Annotated in this window: 21 protein-coding genes; 10 read left to right on the forward strand and 11 right to left on the reverse strand. The window is 26.9% G+C overall.

All coding sequences use genetic code 11. The annotated features are described in order from the left end of the window. Positions 1-10: 10 nt before the first annotated feature. A complete protein-coding gene (locus tag AC2TY9_RS12215) occupies positions 11-589 on the reverse strand; it encodes an NAD(P)H-dependent oxidoreductase (protein ID WP_489777782.1) in 579 nt (192 codons plus the stop codon). 121 nt (positions 590-710) lie between these two features. Here AC2TY9_RS12215 and AC2TY9_RS12220 point away from each other — a divergent pair, with 121 nt between their 5' ends. The 3 genes from AC2TY9_RS12220 to AC2TY9_RS12230 all read left to right on the forward strand — a co-directional run bounded on the left by AC2TY9_RS12220 (position 711) and on the right by AC2TY9_RS12230 (position 2798). Further along, positions 711-1082 carry a winged helix-turn-helix transcriptional regulator gene (locus tag AC2TY9_RS12220; RefSeq protein WP_489777783.1) on the forward strand — a complete coding sequence of 124 codons (372 nt, stop codon included), beginning with the start codon at positions 711-713 and terminating at the stop codon, positions 1080-1082. Between the two features lie 10 nt (positions 1083-1092). Beyond that, a complete protein-coding gene (locus AC2TY9_RS12225) occupies positions 1093-1992 on the forward strand; it encodes an AEC family transporter (RefSeq protein WP_489777784.1) in 900 nt (299 codons plus the stop codon). Positions 1993-2060: 68 nt separating this feature from the next. Then, complete coding sequence (locus tag AC2TY9_RS12230) at positions 2061-2798, forward strand: DsbC family protein (RefSeq protein ID WP_489777786.1); 738 nt, start codon at positions 2061-2063, stop codon at positions 2796-2798. Positions 2799-2806: 8 nt separating this feature from the next. Here AC2TY9_RS12230 and AC2TY9_RS12235 read toward each other — a convergent pair whose 3' ends face one another. After that, positions 2807-3646 (reverse strand): aldo/keto reductase family protein, encoded by an 840-nt coding sequence (locus AC2TY9_RS12235; RefSeq protein WP_489777787.1) that lies wholly within the window; start codon positions 3644-3646, stop codon positions 2807-2809. Between the two features lie 262 nt (positions 3647-3908). Between AC2TY9_RS12235 and AC2TY9_RS12240 the strand changes: the two genes are divergently transcribed. Further along, positions 3909-6350, forward strand: a complete 2442-nt coding sequence (locus AC2TY9_RS12240) for a bifunctional diguanylate cyclase/phosphodiesterase (RefSeq protein WP_489777788.1) — start codon at positions 3909-3911, stop codon at positions 6348-6350. 52 nt (positions 6351-6402) lie between these two features. On the opposite strand, the gene AC2TY9_RS12245 is transcribed toward AC2TY9_RS12240, so the two are convergent. Beyond that, positions 6403-6750, reverse strand: coding sequence for a zinc ribbon domain-containing protein YjdM (locus tag AC2TY9_RS12245; protein WP_489777789.1), 348 nt, complete (start codon positions 6748-6750; stop codon positions 6403-6405). 238 nt (positions 6751-6988) lie between these two features. On the opposite strand from AC2TY9_RS12245, the gene AC2TY9_RS12250 reads away from it, so the two are divergent. After that, on the forward strand, positions 6989-7687 hold the full coding sequence (locus AC2TY9_RS12250) for a peroxiredoxin (RefSeq protein WP_489777790.1): 699 nt from the start codon (positions 6989-6991) through the stop codon (positions 7685-7687). 29 nt (positions 7688-7716) lie between these two features. Here AC2TY9_RS12250 and AC2TY9_RS12255 read toward each other — a convergent pair whose 3' ends face one another. Beyond that, entirely contained in the window at positions 7717-8349 is a 633-nt protein-coding gene (locus tag AC2TY9_RS12255; RefSeq protein WP_489777791.1) for a hypothetical protein, read from the reverse strand. A 78-nt stretch (positions 8350-8427) separates the two neighbouring features. Between AC2TY9_RS12255 and AC2TY9_RS12260 the strand changes: the two genes are divergently transcribed. The 3 genes from AC2TY9_RS12260 (at position 8428) to AC2TY9_RS12270 (ending at position 12247) form a co-directional block, all read left to right on the forward strand. Further along, positions 8428-9198 carry a Rossmann-fold NAD(P)-binding domain-containing protein gene (locus tag AC2TY9_RS12260; RefSeq protein WP_489777792.1) on the forward strand — a complete coding sequence of 257 codons (771 nt, stop codon included), beginning with the start codon at positions 8428-8430 and terminating at the stop codon, positions 9196-9198. A gap of 67 nt (positions 9199-9265) precedes the next feature. Then, positions 9266-10480 carry a GGDEF domain-containing protein gene (locus AC2TY9_RS12265; RefSeq protein ID WP_489777793.1) on the forward strand — a complete coding sequence of 405 codons (1215 nt, stop codon included), beginning with the start codon at positions 9266-9268 and terminating at the stop codon, positions 10478-10480. A 39-nt stretch (positions 10481-10519) separates the two neighbouring features. Then, a complete protein-coding gene (locus AC2TY9_RS12270) occupies positions 10520-12247 on the forward strand; it encodes a sensor domain-containing diguanylate cyclase (protein WP_489777794.1) in 1728 nt (575 codons plus the stop codon). Here AC2TY9_RS12270 and mmuM read toward each other — a convergent pair. Continuing rightward, positions 12242-13177, reverse strand: coding sequence for a homocysteine S-methyltransferase (mmuM, locus tag AC2TY9_RS12275; protein WP_489777795.1), 936 nt, complete (start codon positions 13175-13177; stop codon positions 12242-12244). The two genes, AC2TY9_RS12270 and mmuM, sit on opposite strands and share 6 nt — an antisense overlap. A gap of 113 nt (positions 13178-13290) precedes the next feature. Between mmuM and AC2TY9_RS12280 the strand changes: the two genes are divergently transcribed. Continuing rightward, positions 13291-13710: a DoxX family protein gene (locus tag AC2TY9_RS12280; protein WP_489777796.1), complete on the forward strand. Its 420-nt coding sequence runs from the start codon at positions 13291-13293 to the stop codon at positions 13708-13710. 368 nt (positions 13711-14078) lie between these two features. On the opposite strand, the gene AC2TY9_RS12285 is transcribed toward AC2TY9_RS12280, so the two are convergent. The 6 genes from AC2TY9_RS12285 to AC2TY9_RS12310 form a co-directional block, all read right to left on the reverse strand. Next, entirely contained in the window at positions 14079-14564 is a 486-nt protein-coding gene (locus tag AC2TY9_RS12285) for a hypothetical protein (protein WP_489777797.1), read from the reverse strand. A gap of 13 nt (positions 14565-14577) precedes the next feature. Further along, on the reverse strand, positions 14578-14817 hold the full coding sequence (locus tag AC2TY9_RS12290; protein ID WP_489777798.1) for a helix-turn-helix domain-containing protein: 240 nt from the start codon (positions 14815-14817) through the stop codon (positions 14578-14580). Then, positions 14786-16000: a type II toxin-antitoxin system HipA family toxin gene (locus AC2TY9_RS12295; RefSeq protein ID WP_489777799.1), complete on the reverse strand. Its 1215-nt coding sequence runs from the start codon at positions 15998-16000 to the stop codon at positions 14786-14788. Before AC2TY9_RS12295 ends, AC2TY9_RS12290 begins: the two co-directional genes overlap by 32 nt. A gap of 230 nt (positions 16001-16230) precedes the next feature. Continuing rightward, the gene (gene dapE / locus AC2TY9_RS12300; RefSeq protein ID WP_489777800.1) at positions 16231-17331 is read right to left on the reverse strand and encodes a succinyl-diaminopimelate desuccinylase; all 1101 of its coding nucleotides are present in this window, start codon (positions 17329-17331) and stop codon (positions 16231-16233) included. Positions 17332-17359: 28 nt separating this feature from the next. Continuing rightward, complete coding sequence (locus AC2TY9_RS12305; RefSeq protein ID WP_489777801.1) at positions 17360-18163, reverse strand: sulfite exporter TauE/SafE family protein; 804 nt, start codon at positions 18161-18163, stop codon at positions 17360-17362. 41 nt (positions 18164-18204) lie between these two features. Beyond that, a complete protein-coding gene (locus tag AC2TY9_RS12310; protein WP_489777802.1) occupies positions 18205-19233 on the reverse strand; it encodes a YeiH family protein in 1029 nt (342 codons plus the stop codon). 105 nt (positions 19234-19338) lie between these two features. Between AC2TY9_RS12310 and AC2TY9_RS12315 the strand changes: the two genes are divergently transcribed. After that, complete coding sequence (locus AC2TY9_RS12315; RefSeq protein ID WP_489777803.1) at positions 19339-20217, forward strand: LysR substrate-binding domain-containing protein; 879 nt, start codon at positions 19339-19341, stop codon at positions 20215-20217. The last annotated feature ends 7 nt before the right edge of the window (positions 20218-20224 follow it).

The following is a 20224-nucleotide window of genomic DNA, read 5'->3' on the forward strand; positions in this document are numbered from 1 at the left end:
CTATTTGTTTTTAAAGAAAATTTTCTTTTAGTATATTGTTTAATTTTTCTTTTTCTAAATCTAAATCTAAATCACCTTTAAAAATATCATGAACAGAATAAGTTTTTAGAGGATTTAAACCTAAGAATTGAAAAATCTTATGAGTACTTAAATTTGCTTCATCTAAAGATAAACCTTCAAAATATCCATCTTTATTTGAAAACTCTGATGTGGGACAATTATATGTTAAACTAAGCATATATTTACCACTTAATAATCCACCACTCCCATATTTTTTTGATGCATCTTCCCTACTTCGTCCATCGTTTGCATAATGAATTCCAGCAGTTAAAACTTCATCAAAATATTTTTTTGTAATCCAAGGTAAGCCCATCCAATAAACAGGATATTGAAAGAATACATAATCTGCCCATACCAATTTTTCTTTCTCCTCTTCTACATCATAAGCTTTATCTATATGTGTAGATTTTACTTCAAAATCATTTTTCTCAAAAAAAGTTTTAGCACACTTAATTAAATCATTAGTTAAATTACCTTCAGCAACATTATCATAATGCTGGTGTCCATTTATAATTAATACATTCCTCATATAAATCCTTTCATTTTGAAAATTATATACCTTACAAACTTAAATGTATCTTACTTTACTTTAGGTAAGTAATAGAGATTTAATTCTTTTATGTTATAATTATTCAAGAAAAGGAAATATTATGTATTTAATTAATAATAAAGAATATAAGTGTTCAGTATCTGTAACTCTTGATATTTTTAATGATAGATGGAAACTTGCAATTATTTGGCATCTTTTAGATGGAAATAAAAGATTTAAAGAGCTTCATGAAGAGATTTCTGAAATTACACAAAAAACATTAACCGTAAAACTTAAAGAATTAGAAGAAAAAAATATAATTATAAGAGAAGTTTTTGCAGAAGTCCCACCTAAAGTAGTTTATTCTTTAAGTGATGCAGGTAATAGACTAAGACCAATTTTAGACGAAATGTATAAATGGGGAATAGATTATGTTGAAGAGTATGGAAAAACAACCTATGAAGATAATTGCGATACAAATTTAATTAAGTAATTAAACAAGAATGGAAAACTTTGCATTAATCCTACTTGCAATTATTGCAGGATATTTATTAAAGTATTTAAAGGTTTTACCTAAAGATGCCCCTGTAGTATTAAATCAGTTTTTAATCTATATATCCTTACCTGCGATGATTTTATTACAAATACCAAAACTTCACTTTTCAATGGATATGATGATCCCAGTTATTATCTCATGGCTTGTTATGATTATAACTGCTGTTTTAACGTTGATAGTTTCAAAACTATTCTCTTTTTCTAAGGAGATTACAGGTTCTCTTTTATTGGTAACTATTTTAACAAACTCTTCATTTATGGGGATACCAATAGTAAATGCATATATGGGAGAAGAAGCCTTACCCTATGTCTTAGTTTATGACCAATTAGGAACATTTATTGCCCTAGCTACATATGGGACTTTTATCGCCTCATTTTATTCAAGTAAAGAAAACTTAACATTAAGAATAATTGGTTTTAAGGTTATAACTTTCCCTCCATTTATTGCCTTGGTTTTATCATTATTTTTAATGGGCATTGAATATAATCCTATAATAAGCTCAGTGCTAAGCTCTTTTGCAAGTACTATTGTACCAGTGGCCCTTGTAGCTGTAGGTCTTCAATTACAACTGAAACTTCCAGGGCATGAAATAAAGCCATTTAGTGTGTCTTTATTTATTAAATTAGTAATTGCACCAATAATTGCATTCTTTATAATCAAGCTTTTTGGATGGAACTCAACATCTGCACTAGTTTCAATATTTGAAGCTGGAATGGCACCTATGATAACTGCTGGTGCAATTGCATCGATGGCAGGACTAGCACCAAGATTAAGTTCTGCAATTGTGGGATATGGTATTTTATTTTCATTTATCACCACTTATATTATTGCAAAATTGATTTTATAGAAAAAACTTCACAATTTCTAAACATAAAAAGTGTATTATATTGGCTATTTTTAAAATTAGGAAAAAAAATGTTAAAACTTATGAAAACCGTTTTAGTTCTTTTTGCATTAACATCATTTGCAAATGCAATGGATCAAATTTCAGATAAATTAGTTAAAGAGATTGAATCATTAAATCTTTTTCAAGGTGCTCAAGTAAAAGTTCTTAGAGGTTTTGATTCGGGAGATATGTATCTTTTAAATGTAAATGTGAGAGGTCAACAAAGTAAAATCTACTTAACTAAAGATAAAAAATATTTAATTGCTGGGGATGTTGTAAATACAGACTCTGGAAGAGCACTTGCTATTCCTGATTTACCAGTTGATATAAAACTTACATTAGACAAAGAAGCCTTTACTTTTGGGAAAGGTACTGATGAGTATGTATTATTTACAGACCCTGAGTGTCCATATTGTAAAAAATTTGAATCATACTTTTCTCAAATTGAAGATAAAGTAAAAATTAGAGTATTTTTCTATCCTTTACCAAGTCATGCAAATGCAAAAGATATTTCACTTTATATTATGAGTCAAAAATCTTATGAAGATAAAGTAAAAGCTATGACAACGACAAAAGCTGACACACCTGCATTTGTAAATAGAAAAATTGACGAAAAAGAGTTAGCAAAATTAGAAAAAACTCTTCAAGAACAAATGGAAATTGCAAATAAATTGGGCGTTAGAGGAACACCTTCTGTATTTGATACAAAAGGTAATAAAGTATCTTGGGTAGAGATGCTTCAAAAATATGGTGTAAAGGTTCAATAACCTTTACCCTATAACAAACTATTTATAGTTTCTATCTCACTCTTTTCTAAATTAAAATCTTTTATGTTTAAATCTAATTTCATATGTTCATTTGATGTTGTTCCATTTAGAGGAATTATTTCAAGCTCATTTAAAAATTTATAAAATATCTGTTCTTTAGTTTTATTATATTTCTTTGACAATTGATTAATTAGTGATGAATTCACAATCTCTGGATTAGCAGTTAAGGACCAAAAACTTTCATATACAATACCCTCTTGCTTACACCAAACTCTAATATCTTTGTCAAACCCACTTTGAGCATAAAATCTATTTTGTAAAATTGCAGGCTTAATATTGCTATTTTTATATAAATATTTTAAAACATCCAAATCGTAACAATTACTAATTCCTAATTGTCCAACTTCTTTTGAAAAATAGAACTCTTCCATAGTAAGCCAAGCTTCAATTAGTTTTTTCCCAGGAAAAATAGGAGAATGTAAGATATATGAATCTATATATTCAAGTTGGAGATTTGTTTTTGAGTTTTCAAAAGATTTTCTAATCTGCATTTTCAAATCATCTGTTATTTCATATGGCATATTATTTTTATCTTGACCATCTATGGGAGTAAATTTTGTTTGAATATATAGATCATCCCTTGTTATAATTTCATCTTTAATAGATTTACTTATTCCCTCACCTACACCTTTTTCATTGTAGTGTCTTGGTTGTCCTGCAGTATCAATTCCTTTAAAACCTTCTTTTAATGCTTCATAAACTAAATTTGAAGTTTTATCTTTTTTCCATGCAGTACCATATATCATATTTGGGATATTTATATTCTCTTTGCTAATAAAAAAACTCAATTTTTTTCCTTTTCTTTTTATTTATATTCTAACCATAAATTTTGATAAAAACCAATATAAAAGGTTTAGAATTTTTATATTTAATAAAAATATTGAGGATAATTATTTAAAATATCAAATTAATTTTTCTATATATATTTAACTTAAGTTAATAATGATTATTTTCTTGATAAAATAATTACTATTATAAACTTTTAGATTGTTTTGTAAAGGGGTTGTTTAAAATCGATAAGTTTAAAATAATATTTTTTGAGGTCAATACATGCAAGATATAAATCATTTTTTAGTTGAAGGAACAATTAATAATAAAAATATTTTAATCTCAAGTAATATTATAAACATTAATAATAATTACAAAAAATTTAAATCATTATCATCTACTAAAAACTATAATTCATTTGTCTTAGAAGAAATAGAAAAAATAAATTTTTTATTTAATAGTTTAGATATTAGTTTACTCATAATTGATATGAACGAAGATTATTTAAAACTTTTAAAATCATTATTAAAAATTAAACCAAATTTATTTGTAATTGTTGTTGTAAAAAAAACCTCAAATCAATTTTTAAATATAAAAAAAGATTTAAATTTTGATTTTTTTGATTTTGTAAAAGAGCCTATTACAATGGAAGAGATAGTTTACAAGATTGATAACTGTTTTGAGATTCTAAATAAGTTAAAGATAACTGCATCCAAGCACAAATTACTAAATCAATATAAAGAGACTATAGATAAATATTCAATTGTTTCTAAAACAGACAGCAAAGGTATCATAACTTATGTAAATGATAAATTTTGTAAAATCTCTGGCTATAGTAGTAATGAATTATTAGGTAAACCTCACAAGATAATTAGACATCCAGATATGAGTTCTCAAACTTTTAAAACAATGTGGCATATAATAAAAGATTTAAAGCAAGTTTGGAAAGGAAAGATTAAAAATAAAAAAAAAGATGGGGATTATTATTGGGTATATACTATTATTAATCCTATTTTAGATTCCAATGGTGAAATTATTGAATATATTGCTTTAAGAACAGATATTACTGAACTTGAGAAAAGAAAAGAGTTTTTAAAAAAACAATTTAATATAACCTATGACAAACTTGAAGATATAAATAATATCTCAAAACTATATGAAGAGACATTGGATAAAACAACCATTATATTAAGATTGTCTAAAGATTTAAAAATACTTCACGTAAACGAGCTTTTTTGTCAAACATTTGGATACGCAAAAGAGGAATTAATAGGAAGAGATCATCAAATTTTATTCCCAAGTGAAATAAAAAAAGAATATATATTAAATGGAGTTAAAATTATAGAAGACAAAGGGGTTTGGAAAGGTCAACTTAAAGGCTTATGCAAAAATGGCGAGATAAAACACTTTATAACAACTGTCGTTCCACTAAAAGATAAGAATAATAATATATTAGAATTTATGGTTATTAGGGTTGACATTACAAAAGTTATTCAATACCAAGAAGAAAAAGAATTTTTTCTATCTTATGATGAACTTACTAAACTAAAAGGTAGAAATACTTTAAATAATGATTTAAAAGATAAAAAAGGAACTCTTTTATTAATAGATATAATTGATTTTAAAAAATTAAATTCATTGCTTACTTATGAAGGAGCAGATGAAATATTAAAATCAGTTGCCAATTTATTAAAAGAAGAATCTAAATTTGCATATAGACTTTATGGTGACATTTTTGCAATTTTTTATGAAAATGAAACAATTGAGCATGTAAATACAAAAGCAATTGATTTGATGTTAAAATTTGAATCCCATAAATTTATATATGATAATTTTGAAGTACCCGTTTCAATAAATATAGGAGTTTCTGATTCTGTGCCATATATATTAACGGCAGAAGAAACAATCTCAAAAAATAAAAAAAGTTATAATAAAATAGCTACTTATAATCATGATATAAATAAAAAAACAAGTGATCTAAAAAACTTTGATATGTTGCTAAAGATAAAAGATGCTTTAGAAAATGATAGGATTCTACCCTATTTCCAAGCAATTGTTTCTTTAGAAACAAAAGAAGTAGTAAAATACGAATCCCTAGTAAGACTTATTGATGAAAAAGAAAACAAAGTAATATCTCCCTATGAATTTCTTGAAATCTCAAAAAAATCAAAAATGTATTCTGATATAACAAAAAATGTATTAAGAAAATCGATTGGATTTTTAAAATCAACAAATATTCCTATATCTATTAATATCTCATTTGAAGACATAATTAACAATGATGTACTAAACTATATTGCAATTTTATTACAATGCAATGAAGATATTGCAGGTCTAATAACATTTGAGATACTTGAAAGCTCTGAGATAAAAGACTATGAACAAATCAATTCATTTATAAATCTAGTAAGAAAATATAACTGCAAAATCGCAATTGATGATTTTGGAAGTGGTTATTCAAACTATACACAACTTTTAAATATGAAACCTGATATTGTAAAAATTGATGGTAGCTTAATAAAAAATATTGATAAAGATATTAACTCAAGAAATATTGTAGAGTCAATATTAAGCCTTACAAAGAAATCCCAAATCAAAACAGTTGCAGAGTTTATTGATAGTGAAAAAGTTCACAATGTAGTAAAAGATTTGGGTATTGATTATGGACAAGGGTTTTACTATGCAAAACCAGAAGATCTAATGGGAAAGATAGATATATTATAAATAAGTATAACTTTTTAAAATGGGGACTTCCCCATTTTAATTTTGAGTCGTACTAAGATTTTTTAACAAACTCTTGTTTTAATTTAATTGCTCCCACACCAGAAATCTTACAATCAATATTATGCCCGTCATTTCCATCAACAAGTCTAATACCTTTGATTTTTGTACCAACTTTTATACCTGATTGACTACCTTTAACCTTTAAGTCTTTTATAACTGTAACATCATCACCATCTTGTAATATTGTGCCATTTGAATCTTTCACAATTAAGGTATCTTCATCAACTTCAAGAGAAGAGTCTTGTGACCATTCATGAGCGCACTCAGGACAAATATATAATTCTCCATCTTCATAAGTATACTCACTTCCACATTTTGGGCAATTTGGTAATTGTTCCATTAAATTCCTTTTAAATAATATTAAACATATTATATATAAAAAATACTTTTTAATAGTTTTTTGTCAATAAAACAATAATTTAAGAATTTTATTTTCATAATCTATAATTATACTAGATACATAAGATAAACTAATAATATTTTAAGCAAATTTTAATCAAAGAAGGATTATACTTTCAGTATACAAAGGATAAAAATTATCCTTTGATATAAAATATCTTATTAAAAAGGATTAAAAAATGGCTTGCGATACAGGAGCAAAACCAATTGAAACAAAAGAGGTTTCAGCAGAAGAAAATAAAATAGAAAAAAAGGAAGAAAAAATGAGTTCAAGTTTAGTATTAAGAAAAGCACCAGAGTTTAAAATGGAAGCATATGATTCAAAAACAGGTCACTATACAGAAGTTAATAGTGAAGATATGAAAGGAAAATGGCATGTTGTATGTTTTTATCCAGCAGATTTTACTTTTGTATGTCCTACAGAAATTGCAGCGATGAATGCAAAATATGATGAATTTCAAGAATTAGGAGTTGAAATTACAGCTGTATCAACAGATACAAAGTTTTCTCACAAAAGATTTGTTGAAACAGAGCCAATTTTAGAAGGATTAAAACTTACAATTGCAGCTGATCCGACAGGTGTTGTATCAAGAGCTTATGGGGTAATGATTGAAGAAGAAGGTATTGCACTAAGAGGAAGATTTTTAATTAATCCAGAAGGAACTGTTGTAGCTCAAGAAGTACAAGCACCAATGGTTGGAAGAAATGTACATGAATTTTTGAGACAAGTTAGAGCTTGGCAACATGCAGAAAAAACTGGTGAAGTTTGTCCTGCAGGATGGGTTCCAGGTAAGAAAACACTTCCTGTAAACACAGATGTTGAGCAAATGACTGGTAGAGTTGGTGATTATATAACAATTGAAGAGATTATGTCTTAATAGATAATAAAAGAGCTTAGGCTCTTTTATTAATCTTCACTACAAATTTCAATAGCTATTTTTAAAAAGCCTGTAAACGCTGCATTATCAAAACTCAATGACTTATCAACATTTTTTTTCATATTATCTAAATAATCACTATAAACTTTATAAAACTCATAACTTGGTTTTGGCTTATAAAATATATCACTAATTTCAAGATATTTGATAATCTTTTTTGTTGTTGTTGGTTTGATAAAATAGTTTTTTTGTCTATTCATATAATAAGGTACAACTGAAACAATTGTCCATTTGGCAAGATTATATTGAGACAAAAACTCTACTAAACCTTCAAATCCTTCTTTTTTGTTACCATATAATAATTCATAAACTTCAATACTTAACATATCTTTTTCATAAGAATTTAATGAAGATAACATGTCTTTAAATTTTAGTTTATCAAAGAGTGAAACTAAAACTGATTTTTGTATAACCTTAAAGTAGTTTGCTAAAACTAAATTTGGATTTGAGAAATCTTCTTTTCTAAGATTTTCTTCAATAAAAAGTTGTAATTTTTCTGGATTAAACTTTTTCATTGTTGGGAAAAAATGGGAATCTTCAAAACCCTTTGGATATTGGTATAAAAACTCAGCTTCTAAGTCTTTGAATCTTTCTAAATTCATATAATTACCTATTTTTATATATTTTCAATTTCAAAATAAGTATAATAAATCAAAATAACAAAGAGCTTAATAAAATATATGAAAAAAATATCCATACTAGGAACTGGTTGGTTAGGTCTTGAACTTGCCCTTTCTTTACAAAATAGTTATAAGATAAAAGTATCTTCAAGAACCATAGATAAACTATCGTTTTATGAAGAGTTAGGCTTAATGCCATATTTATTAAATGAAAATGAACTAAAATATTTACCTGAAATTTTAGACTGTGATTATCTATTTATAAACTTCCCTCCATCTAAATTTGAAAATTATTTAAACTTTTTAAATAAAATATATTCCCAAGAAAAAATTACTTCAATTAAGAAAATCATTTTTATTAGTTCAACTTCAATTTACCCTAAAGATGATGGAATTTACAAAGAAGATTACGACATAAATATACCAAGTTCACAAAAGGTTTTTGAGGCAGAAGAGTTAATAAAAGATAAAACAGATGTAATTTTTAGGTGCTCTGGTTTAATTGGAGGAAATAGAATTGCAGGTAAAAGGTTATCGCAAAAAGAGGTGAAAGATAGTAATTCAAAAATAAACCATGTTCATAGAGATGATATTATAAATGCCACAAAGTTTGTTATAGAAAAAAACATAAATGGAGTATTTAACCTTTGTGCTGCAATTCATCCAACAAAAAAAGAACTATATAAACAAAATAGTATAAAATATGATTTTATTAGTCCCATATTTTTAAATGAATATACTAAAAAAAGAATTATTGATGGAGATAAAATCACAGAATATGGATTTAAATATACATATAATAATCCATTAATGTTTCCAGTTTTGTATTAATACTTTAATTTAGTTGAAAGACAAAATATGCAAAACTGTTTACTTAAACATTTTTGGAAAATATAAAATGAAACTTGAAACAAAAAAAATGATAGCAGCTTTAGGCTTTACTATCTTAATTCTAACAATCTATTCTGTTTGGAATTATTATTATGAAAAAAACCGTTTAATAGCACAAATTGATAAACAATTGTATTCTGCTGCTGTTGCAGTACCTTTTGTATTAAAAAATGATTTTCATGATAGAGCTATTTTTAAAACATCTGTTACCCTTGAAGAAGACAATCAAAATATTAAAAACCTTACAAAATTGAATAATCTTCTAGGAACAAAGTTTCTTTATACTGTTATAAAAGACAAAGATGGAACATACAGACTTAGCAGCTCTAGTGCTTTAGCCTCTGAGATAGAAAAGAATGAAGAAGTACACTATTTTACTGCCTATCCCGATGTAAGTGAAATATTGAAAAAAAGTTTTGATAATCCTAGCATAAATTTCATCAGCCCAAATAAGATATATAAACCACTTTTTGTACCTGAATTTAGTGATAAATGGGGTACATATCGTTCTATTTTCCTTCCTATTAGAAGTATTGAAGGAAATCTTTATGTAGTAGGTGTTGATATTGATATTACTTATGTAAATGCTATTTTAAAGAAAAATACTATTCAAACATTACTTTCATTTTTACTATTTTTAATTGCAATTATACCAATGGTAATAACATATATTTCGATGATGAAAAGAAAACAAAAAGAATATCAAGAGGTACATAAGCTTTATGTTGACCAATCAAAAAAATCAATAACTGACCCTTTAACACAACTATATAATAGATATAAAATAGACAATGAATTAACTCTACAATTTAATAACTTCAATGAGAATGATATCCCTTTTGTTCTACTTTTACTTGACCTTGATTATTTCAAGGAGGTTAATGATAAATATGGACACCAACAAGGGGATGAAGTTTTAAAAATTGTTGCAAAAATATTAAAAGAATCATCAAGAAACACAGATACAGTTGGTAGATGGGGTGGTGAAGAATTTATGATAATATATCCAAATAGTGATTTAGAAAATGCCATTTTACTTGCGGAAAAAATTCGTCTTGCAATAAAAGAATCACAAAAACTTAAAAACTATAATCTAACAGCAAGTATTGGAGTTGGTGTTTCAAAAAAAGGTATAAGTCTATCACAACTTATAAAAAATGTTGATGATGCACTTTATGAAGCCAAACAAAATGGTAAAGATAAGATTGTACAAGTTTCATAAGCTAATTAATGAAACAAATTTTAATTTAAAGTATTAATCATGAAAACAACAAATACATACTTTAATTCAGAGCATGAGCTTTTAGAATTTGTAAAAAAAGAGAACATTTGTGATGATGAAAAACTATTAATTCAAATTTTTACTGGCAATAATAATTTTAAATTTATTAAAAAATTATTATCTATAGTTACAGAGCATTTTCCAAAATCAAAATTAATAGGCTCTACAACAGATGGAGAAATTTGTGAGGGAAAAGTATCCACAAAAAAAACAGTTATAAGTTTTACTACCTTTGAAAAAACAACTCTTGAAATATATATTTGCAATAATTTTAATGACTATTTTGAAGGAGGCAAAAACTTAGCAACCTCACTTATCAAAAAAGATACAAAAGTTATTATATCCTTTATTGACGGATTAACTGGTAATGGCGAAGATTTTTTAAATGGTATTAATTGTATAAAAAACGACATTATCGTATGTGGTGGTTTATCAGGAGACAATAGTATATTTGATAAAACCTATGTTTTTACAAAAGATGCAATTTTACTAGATGGTATTGTTGGTGTAGCACTAAATTCTAATGATCTTAGAATCTTTACAGATTATAGTTTCGATTGGCAAGCAATTGGGAAAAAACTAACAATTACCCATGCAATTGGAAATAGAGTTTTTACAATTGAAGATAGAACTGCTGTTGAAGCATATAACTATTATCTAGGAGGCGCCGTTAGTGAAAAACTTCCAAAAGTGGGGATAGAATTCCCACTTATTATTCAAGATAATGATATAGAAATAGCAAGAGCTGCTATTGGTAAAAGAGATGATGGTTCATTGATTTTTGCAGGAAATTTAAAAATTGGTGACGAAGTTAGATTTGGTTGTGCAGATTTTGATTCTATATTTAATGAAACTCAAAAACATGTGGATAAGCTTTTTGGTAATTGTGTTGAATCAATTTTTATCTATTCTTGTATGGCAAGACGTAGATTTATTCCTGAAGTTATTGAGGCTGAAACACTAGTTTATAATGAGATTGCACCATCTAGTGGATTTTACACATATGGAGAATTTTTTAGTTGTGGAAAAAGTAAACTACTTTTAAATCAAAGTATGACTGTACTTGCATTGAGTGAATCATCAATATGCAATCAAAAGAGAGTTAAGTTTCAAGCTTTGAAACACTCTAAACTGACTTTACAAGCACTTTCCCATTTAATAAATGTTTCAACAAAAGAACTTGATATTTTGCAAAATAAACTTGAATTCCAAAATCAAACAGACCCTCTAACAAAACTATATAACAGAAGATATTTTTCAGAAGTTTCAAATAATCTATTTAAAATCTCCCATAGAGATTTTAAGCCTTTATCAATTCTTATGCTTGATATTGACAAATTTAAAAATATAAATGATACTTATGGTCATAGTATTGGGGATAGAGTTATTATAAAACTTGCCAAAACTCTAATTAGAATTAAAAGAGAATCAGATATAACTTGCAGATATGGCGGTGAAGAATTTATAATGTTACTACCAAATACTTCTTTACGAGGTGCATGTGCTTATAGTGAAAAGATTCGTAAAAAAATAGAAAAACTTACAGTTGAAATCGATGAGAAAATAACAATTACATTTACAATTAGTATAGGTGTTTCAGAAATTGATTTTATAAACGATAAAAATATAGAGCTTGTTATAAATCGTGCAGATGAAGCCTTATATAAAGCAAAAAATGGGGGAAGAAACCAAGTGGTTTCTTTATAATAATCTTTCCCTAATATTTAAAATCTCTTTAGGAGTTGTTTCACAACATCCCCCAATTATTTGTGCACCTTTTTGAAACCATAAATGAGAAAGCTTTGAATACTCAAGTGCACTTATCTCACCTTTTTCCCACACTTTTAATATAGGATTATATTTTGACCCACCATTTGGATAAACTACTATTGGTTTCGTGCTAACTAATTTAATATTTTCAATAAGTTTTGGAATATATTGAGGAGCAGTACAGTTTATTCCAACAGCACTTATACAATCTTCATTTTCTAAAAAACTCATGCATTCTTTTATATCGTCATTTGCATTTGTAGTACTTTCATTTTTTGCACTAAATGTAACCCATGTTGGTATTTTATTAAACTCTTTTAAAAGTTTTACAATAATCTTAACTTCACTTAATAAAGGCATAGTTTCAATTGCTAAGATATCTGGAGATGTTGAAATTAAAATTTCAAGTCTTTTTCTGTGAAAATCACTTAATTCTTCATCACTAATACCATATTTCCCTGTATATTCAGAACCATCTGCTAAATATGCACCATAAGGACCTATTGAAGCAGCGACAAGTGGTTTTATTCTTTTATCTTTTTCTTCATAATTTTCCCAAAACTCATCTCTAGTTTCAAGGGCGATATTTATAGATAGCTTCATTAAATCAATAGCTTTCTCTTTTAAAAAACCTTTTTTTATAAAGCCTTCTAATGAAGCTTGGTAAGAAGAAGTGATTATAATATCTGCTCCAGCTTCTAAATATTGTCTATGTACCTCTTTTATAACATCTGGATTTTCATCTAAATATTTGGCTGACCACAATGAATCATTTACATCATAACCATTTTTTTGTATTTGAGTACCTAAGGCGCCATCAATTATAATTGCTCTTTGATTTTCTAAAAGTTGTTTAAATAAGTTCATATCTACTTCTTGTATTTTTTGAAATTATACAATTTTTTTATTTAATTTCATACTAATTAGTAGTAATATAAACTTATTTGCACTATAATTCTAGGCTATGAAGGAGTTTAACAATGAACAATTTAGAAAACTATTTAGGGAAAATTTTAAGTCCTGACCTAGGAAAACTAATTTTAAGGTTTGCACTAGGATTTTTAATGATATTTCATGGTTATAAAAAGGCTACGGTTGGTATAACTGGAATCGAAGGTTTAGTTGTAAAAGAAGGTTTTCCAGCTTTTTTAGCATATGGTGTTTATTTAGGTGAAATTATCATTCCACTTTTATTAATCATTGGATTATACACTAGAATTAGTAGTTTAATATTTGCAGTAACTATGGGATTTGCTATATATTTAGCTCATTTTTCTCAGCTATTAGAGATAAATAATAATACTGGTGGATTGATTATTGAATTACCATTACTTTATATGTTATGTGCAATTGCTTTGATGTTTATTGGAGCTGGTAAATATAGTTTTGATAAAAAGTGATTTCTATTAAGGAAATCACTTTAAAAAATATAATTCTATTTTACAAAAATAGATAAATTAAGTTTATTTTCTTTTTTTATTTATTCGTTAAGATTAATAATAGATATCAACTACAAAAAGAGTATTATTTACGATACTCATACCTTTTGGTGCATCTAAACCATCCATAAAGTGTAAGTTTTCAATCACTCCATCCTTTGATAACTTAGAGATGAATCCATCTGCATCTTTTATTGTTGGTTTTAATTCTTTATCTATTAGGTTAGGTGTAGTGTTATATTGAGCTTTATATACCCTTGTAAAATGAGCATGTGTTTTAAATCTAACGCTTAGTGCTGCAATTCCAATATCATAGCCTAATTCTTGGATTAAAAACTTACCTTTTTCAACTCTTTTAATTTTAGACTAATTAATTCATCACTAAACTTAGGTTTATCTTCTAAATATTCTTTTAGTGTATTTGCACTATTTCGTAAAAAGTTATTCATTCTAAACTTAAAAGTACTTTTTATATTTTTTGAATTTAACTTAAAAGGTAATTCACCTATAAATTTTTTTGTCATGTGATGATCAAAAAAGATTAATAAACATTCATAGTCTTCTTCCCCTGTAACTTCACTCATCACATATTCACCTTTAGTCATAAAAAAGGCTTCACCAAGCTTTACTTCGATATCACCATCAACTGTATGTAAAACCTTTGTTCCACTATATACTATATTTAAAAGGTTACATGGTATTTCAAAAGTATGTTTATAATTACTATTTACAGTAGAAAATTTTGCTAAGGTAATCTCTTTTGTGATGATACAATCATTATGGTGATGTTGCTTTAAATATTCTATGGCATTCATGTTTATATCCTATTTATGTCAACTCATCAAGGTTTGTTAATCCAAAACCTTGGGTTGATTTAAAATCAATTTCAAACCCTAAACTTGAAAGAATAAGATCTAATGTTTTCACTGAAGTATTACCTAACTCTCCTCTTTCAACTTTTCCAAGGGTAACTCTACTAATACCACATTTAGATGATAATTGTTCTTGAGTTAGTTTTTTTGCTTCTCTTAAAACTTTAATTTGCTGACCAATTTCGTATAATTTCAACTGGAATCTCCTTATATGTTTTTTCATTTAAAGACAAGCTCCATGAGTCAATCATCTTTTGACCTATTTCTCTAAACTCTTTATTTGTACTTATATATTTTTTTAATTCATCGATACTATTTTTTAAACTTTCAATACAATTATCATAAATTTCTATTGCACTATTTTCATTTAAATAACAATTTTGTATTCCAAACTTTATAAGCTTCTTTTTTCCTATCCAGAGTTTTTTACCATTCATTGTAAGAGCTGGTTTATCTTTATAGATGTAAACTACCGTATTTACTACATCATAAGCTGGAGAAAATAATATTTTAGAAAAATCATCATTATAAAGCATGCCAAAATTCTTTAAGTGAGCATCTCCATTTTTAAGTAAATAATTCATGATTATAACTTTATAGAAGTTCTTCATATCAACCAACTTATCTGTACTAACGCTATAAATCACTTTTGCTATTTGTTCATAACTTCCACTATATTTTTCATCTTTATTTTTTCCAAGTAATGTTAAAACCTCTTCAAAACCTAAAAAAGCATCATTTTCTTTGTCATAATTAAATCGCTCAACCAATAAAAACTTATTGTTTTTTGATAGTTGTATATTTGGTATTTTTACTCCTACTTTTTCTATAGCTTTTAAACAAAAATATTCATTTAATGCCAATTGAGGATACTCTTCACCCCAAGTTTTGATAATATATTCTTTTGTAGATACACTCTCTTTATCTTTTAATATTGCTAAAGATTTTGGTTGAACACCAGATATAGCATTTTTATCCAAAAATGTAGTAACAATTTTTGTAAATGTATCCATAGAATCATTTTGTAAAACTTCATTAATATCTAAGGATAAAAACTCTTTTTTATTTATAGAACTTTTATAAGATAATCTACTTTGAATATTTGAACAAATATGAGAAAAAATCAGAAAATCATCTATATATCCATACTCTTTTGTCAAATACTTTTTAAATATTTCAAAAAGATACCCCTCTGGCATATTCATATCAAAAATAGGATGAAGTTTGTATTTCCAAATATATGAAGAAATTTTATAAGGCATGATTAAAGAAATAGGTTTATAATCATGTGTATAATTAAATCCAAACTGATTTTTTTCTTTTTCAAAAAATAGTTTTCCTACTTCTTTATTGTTAATAAAGACTTCAATATTTTCCATATTTTTTCTTTTATGATAATTTTACTTATCATTATAGAATATTTTATCAGAAATGTAAAGTAGATTTATCATTTTGGAACATTAGATAATAAAATCCTAATTTATTAGAATAGCTATTTACTTTTTAGTACAGATGAAAGATAGCTACTCCATACTCAGTAAAAGCATATGGAGTAATTCTATCTATATATTTTAAAAATAATATAAAAGATTGCGTAATATAATTAAATTTAAAAGTTTTTAATCAAGTCTTGATATACTTTACAAAGACCTTCAACCTCTTTAACTGTAGTTCTCTCCCCTACACTATGAATAGTATCATTTATAACACCAAACTCAATTGCCTCAATTCCAAAGCTACCAAAATATCTAGCATCAGAAGTTCCACCATGGGTTGAGTGTTTTGTTTTTATTCCTAAAACCTTTTGAATTGAATCTTCCATAGCTTTAACTACTTTTGATTCTTTATTAGTTACAAAAGGAAATGAACCTTGTGTTGTTCTAAAATCATACTCTAAACCATTTAATTTTTCATGTATAAATTCTTCTACAGACTCTCTTGTAGTATTTGTTGAATTTCTTACATTAAACATTAGTTTAAGTTCATTTGGAGTTACATTCGTAACTTCCATCCCACCTCTTATATCTGTTATAACCATTTTACTTGGAGCAAAATATTCATCTCCATTATCTAAGTTATAACCTGCAATTTGCGGTAAAATTTCGGCAAAATTATGAACTGGGTTTATACACTTTTCAGGATACGCAGCATGACCTTGTTTACCTTTAATTGTAATATATCCGTTTATACTTCCACGTCGCCCTACTTTTATAGCATCACCAAAAACCTCTTCACAAGTTGGTTCTGCTACAACTGCATATTGAGGGATAAAGTCAATCTCTTTTAGATGTTCAAGCATTTTAATAGTTCCGTAAGTACCTTCACCCTCTTCATCACTAGTCATTAAAATACTTAATGTTCCATCAAAATCAACTGCATGTTTACAAGCATACAAAAAAGCAGCATCACCACTTTTCATATCTTGTGTTCCCCTTGCTGTAATAACCCCATCTATAATATCAGCTGCAAATGGATCTACATCCCAACCTTGCCCAGGAGGTACCACATCTATATGTCCAGCAAAACACAAATGTTGTGGGTTTTCATTAAATTTTTTATAATAAAATCTATTTTTAACACCTTCCATATCAACACTTATACACTCCCAAGTATCTCCAAGATACTCAGCAATAAAATCAAATGCTCCATCATCATCAGGTGTAACAGATTTAAATCTTAATAGTTTTTGAAATAGTTCTATAATAGTCATTTATATCCTTCTAATCTCGCGATTATATCTAAATAAAAGAAAAAAGCATTTTAAGACTTAATGAGATTAAGAGTAAAGCAAATATTTTCTTAACTATGCCAACAGGTAAAGTATGTGCTAACTTTACTCCTATAGGTGCAGTTAGATAACTACAAATTGCTATAAAGAAAAATGCAGGTAAATATACAAATCCTAAAGTATAATGTGTCAGATCAGTATTACTCCACCCATTTATAATATATCCCAAAGTTCCACTAACTGCTATTGGAAAACCTATTGCTGCACTTGTACCAATAGCTTTTTTCAATTCTACATTTTGCCATAAAAGATAAGGTACAGTTAAAGAACCTCCACCTATTGAAACCATGGCTGATATTGCACCTATAATAGTTCCTGCACCAAACTGTATTTTTGAATTAGCTAATTTTCTACTTGGTTTTGGTTTTTTATTTAAAAACATCTGCAATGAAACATAAGCCATAAATACTGAGAAAAATATAGCTAGATAAAAAGAGCTTAAAATTGAGGCTAAAAAGGTAGCTAAAAATGTTCCTATTATAATCCCAGGAGCCATCATCTTAAACACATCCCAAAGAACACCACTTTTTTTATTGTGGGCTCTAAAGCTTGAGATTGAAGTTATTACTATAGTTGCCATAGATGTTCCTAATGCCATATGCATAAGCTCATCTGTTGACATACCTTGCATTAAGAATATTACAGTTAGAGATGGTACTATAATTCCACCACCTCCAACACCAAGCAGACCTGCTGCTACTCCCACAAAACAACCTAGTAAAATATAAAGTAAAATTGATTCTAAACCTAGCATAAATAATCCTAATAAAAAGGATTATAGTATCACTTCTTTTCTTATAAAGTAATAGCAAACTTTACTAAATAAAAGCCTCCAAATATTAACCATAAAAATAAAATAAACGCTAAATATATAGGTTTTGCTCCTACATTTTTAAACTTATCAATACTTGTTTCCATACCTAATGCACTCATAGCCATAGTAAGAGCAAAAGTGTCTATTGCATTTATAGTGCTTATTGTAGTTAGTGATAAAAGATTAAATGAGTTAAAACCAACTACAACTATAAAAAAAACAGCAAACCAAGGAATAGTTATCTTAGTTTTTGTTTTATTTGTTGTATTTTTTGCACTTTTTGCCAACCAAATAGATAATACTATTAAAAAAGGAGCAATCATCATAACTCTAATCATCTTAACGACTATAGCATCAGCACTTGCAACACTTCCAATAGCATTTCCAGCAGCAACAACATGTGCTACTTCATGTATAGTTGCTCCTATATAAACTCCCATTGTAGATTCATCAAAAGGTATTAATCCTGCTTTATATAAAAAAGGGTATAAAAACATAGCTATAGTTCCAAATAACACAACAGTTGATACAGCTATTGCGCTTTTATATGGTTTTGCATTTATCACCGGTTCAGTTGCAAGTACAGCTGCCGCTCCACATATAGAACTTCCAGCACTTGTTAAGATTGTTGTTTCTTTATCTAGTTTTAAAAATTTAACTCCTACTATGTAACCAATAATAAAGGTTAGTGAAACTATTAAAAAACTTATAATAATACCATTTATACCAACCTCTTCTATACTTTGAAAAGTCAATCTAAATCCATATAAAACTATCCCTGCTCTTAATATAGTTTTTGTAGAAAAAACAATCCCTGCATGCCATTGCTGTGGGAGTTTGTTTCTTAAAGTATTAGCATATATCATACCAAGGACTATACCAATGATAAGTGGACTAATACCCAAAGATTTAAAAATATGAAACTCTGATAAAAATGTAGCTGCACAAGCAAAGAGTACAACAAATAAAATCCCACTAAATGTATCTTTTCTATTCTCTTTATTAAACATAATAAATCCTCTAAATTTTATAAACCAAAGTATATCACTAAGGATTTTATTTGTAAAATATATTATTTTTAATATAATAATAAATATTTTCAATAAGGATACTTTATGACACTCAAAGAACTAAACTTTTTTTATAAACTATGTGATAATCCAAATATAAGTCAAATAGCAAATGAGATAAATGTAAGCCAATCAGCAATTTCACTAGCTATAAAATCTTTAGAAGGAAAGTTAGGTGAGAGTTTATTTGATAGAGTTGGTAAAAAACTTATTTTAAATGAAAGAGGTAAATACTTTAAAGAAATCACCTATGAACATTTTATTGCAATTACAGATTCAAAAAATATATTCAAAAAAAATAAACTTGCTGGAAAAATAACTATAGCTGCAAGTAAAACTATTGCAAACTATATGATGCCAAATATTTATTACACTTTTCTATCTAAATACAAAGATGTAAAACTTGATATAAACTCTCTTAACTCTTCTGTAATTGTGGAACAAATACTAAATGGTAAACTAGATATGGGTCTTATAGAAACCTCTTTTGATAATACAGATATTATAAAAGAAAAGATTATAGATGATGAACTTATTATTGTAACTAGTGATAAAAATGCGCCAAAAGAGTGTTTTATAGACACAATAGATAAAAAATGGATTTTAAGAGAAAGTGGTTCAGGTACAAGAGATATATTTATAAATAAATTGGGAGCTTTATCAAAAGATATAAATATATTTATGGAACTTTATGAATTTGATGAAATAAAAAAGATTTTGATTAAAAATAAAGATACGATAACAGCTATATCAAAAGTTGCAGTGGAAGAGGAATTAAAAACTAAACAACTTTTTCAAATAAAACTTATAAATATAGATTTTAAAAGGGAGTTTCATCTTATTTATAATAAGAATAAAAACAAAAATAAACTATTTCTTACCTTTAAAGATTTTATAGAATCACAACTTATTAAAAATATATAATATACAA

It is taken from the genome of Arcobacter sp. ISO1 (assembly GCF_058105185.1).

What these genes read in the sequence shown, in the direction of transcription:
- AC2TY9_RS12260 (WP_489777792.1), top strand. Translation starts at nt 8,428, where the DNA reads ATGAAAAAAATATCCATACTAGGAACTGGTTGGTTAGGTCTTGAACTT.
- AC2TY9_RS12245 (WP_489777789.1), bottom strand. Translation starts at nt 6,750, where the DNA reads ATGGAACAATTACCAAATTGCCCAAAATGTGGAAGTGAGTATACTTAT.
- AC2TY9_RS12265 (WP_489777793.1), top strand. Translation starts at nt 9,266, where the DNA reads ATGAAACTTGAAACAAAAAAAATGATAGCAGCTTTAGGCTTTACTATC.
- AC2TY9_RS12280 (WP_489777796.1), top strand. Translation starts at nt 13,291, where the DNA reads ATGAACAATTTAGAAAACTATTTAGGGAAAATTTTAAGTCCTGACCTA.
- AC2TY9_RS12305 (WP_489777801.1), bottom strand. Translation starts at nt 18,163, where the DNA reads ATGCTAGGTTTAGAATCAATTTTACTTTATATTTTACTAGGTTGTTTT.
- AC2TY9_RS12255 (WP_489777791.1), bottom strand. Translation starts at nt 8,349, where the DNA reads ATGAATTTAGAAAGATTCAAAGACTTAGAAGCTGAGTTTTTATACCAA.
- AC2TY9_RS12295 (WP_489777799.1), bottom strand. Translation starts at nt 16,000, where the DNA reads ATGGAAAATATTGAAGTCTTTATTAACAATAAAGAAGTAGGAAAACTA.
- AC2TY9_RS12225 (WP_489777784.1), top strand. Translation starts at nt 1,093, where the DNA reads ATGGAAAACTTTGCATTAATCCTACTTGCAATTATTGCAGGATATTTA.
- dapE (WP_489777800.1), bottom strand. Translation starts at nt 17,331, where the DNA reads ATGACTATTATAGAACTATTTCAAAAACTATTAAGATTTAAATCTGTT.
- AC2TY9_RS12310 (WP_489777802.1), bottom strand. Translation starts at nt 19,233, where the DNA reads ATGTTTAATAAAGAGAATAGAAAAGATACATTTAGTGGGATTTTATTT.
- mmuM (WP_489777795.1), bottom strand. Translation starts at nt 13,177, where the DNA reads ATGAACTTATTTAAACAACTTTTAGAAAATCAAAGAGCAATTATAATT.
- AC2TY9_RS12315 (WP_489777803.1), top strand. Translation starts at nt 19,339, where the DNA reads ATGACACTCAAAGAACTAAACTTTTTTTATAAACTATGTGATAATCCA.
- AC2TY9_RS12240 (WP_489777788.1), top strand. Translation starts at nt 3,909, where the DNA reads ATGCAAGATATAAATCATTTTTTAGTTGAAGGAACAATTAATAATAAA.
- AC2TY9_RS12270 (WP_489777794.1), top strand. Translation starts at nt 10,520, where the DNA reads ATGAAAACAACAAATACATACTTTAATTCAGAGCATGAGCTTTTAGAA.
- AC2TY9_RS12230 (WP_489777786.1), top strand. Translation starts at nt 2,061, where the DNA reads ATGTTAAAACTTATGAAAACCGTTTTAGTTCTTTTTGCATTAACATCA.
- AC2TY9_RS12285 (WP_489777797.1), bottom strand. Translation starts at nt 14,564, where the DNA reads ATGAATGCCATAGAATATTTAAAGCAACATCACCATAATGATTGTATC.
- AC2TY9_RS12250 (WP_489777790.1), top strand. Translation starts at nt 6,989, where the DNA reads ATGGCTTGCGATACAGGAGCAAAACCAATTGAAACAAAAGAGGTTTCA.
- AC2TY9_RS12220 (WP_489777783.1), top strand. Translation starts at nt 711, where the DNA reads ATGTATTTAATTAATAATAAAGAATATAAGTGTTCAGTATCTGTAACT.
- AC2TY9_RS12215 (WP_489777782.1), bottom strand. Translation starts at nt 589, where the DNA reads ATGAGGAATGTATTAATTATAAATGGACACCAGCATTATGATAATGTT.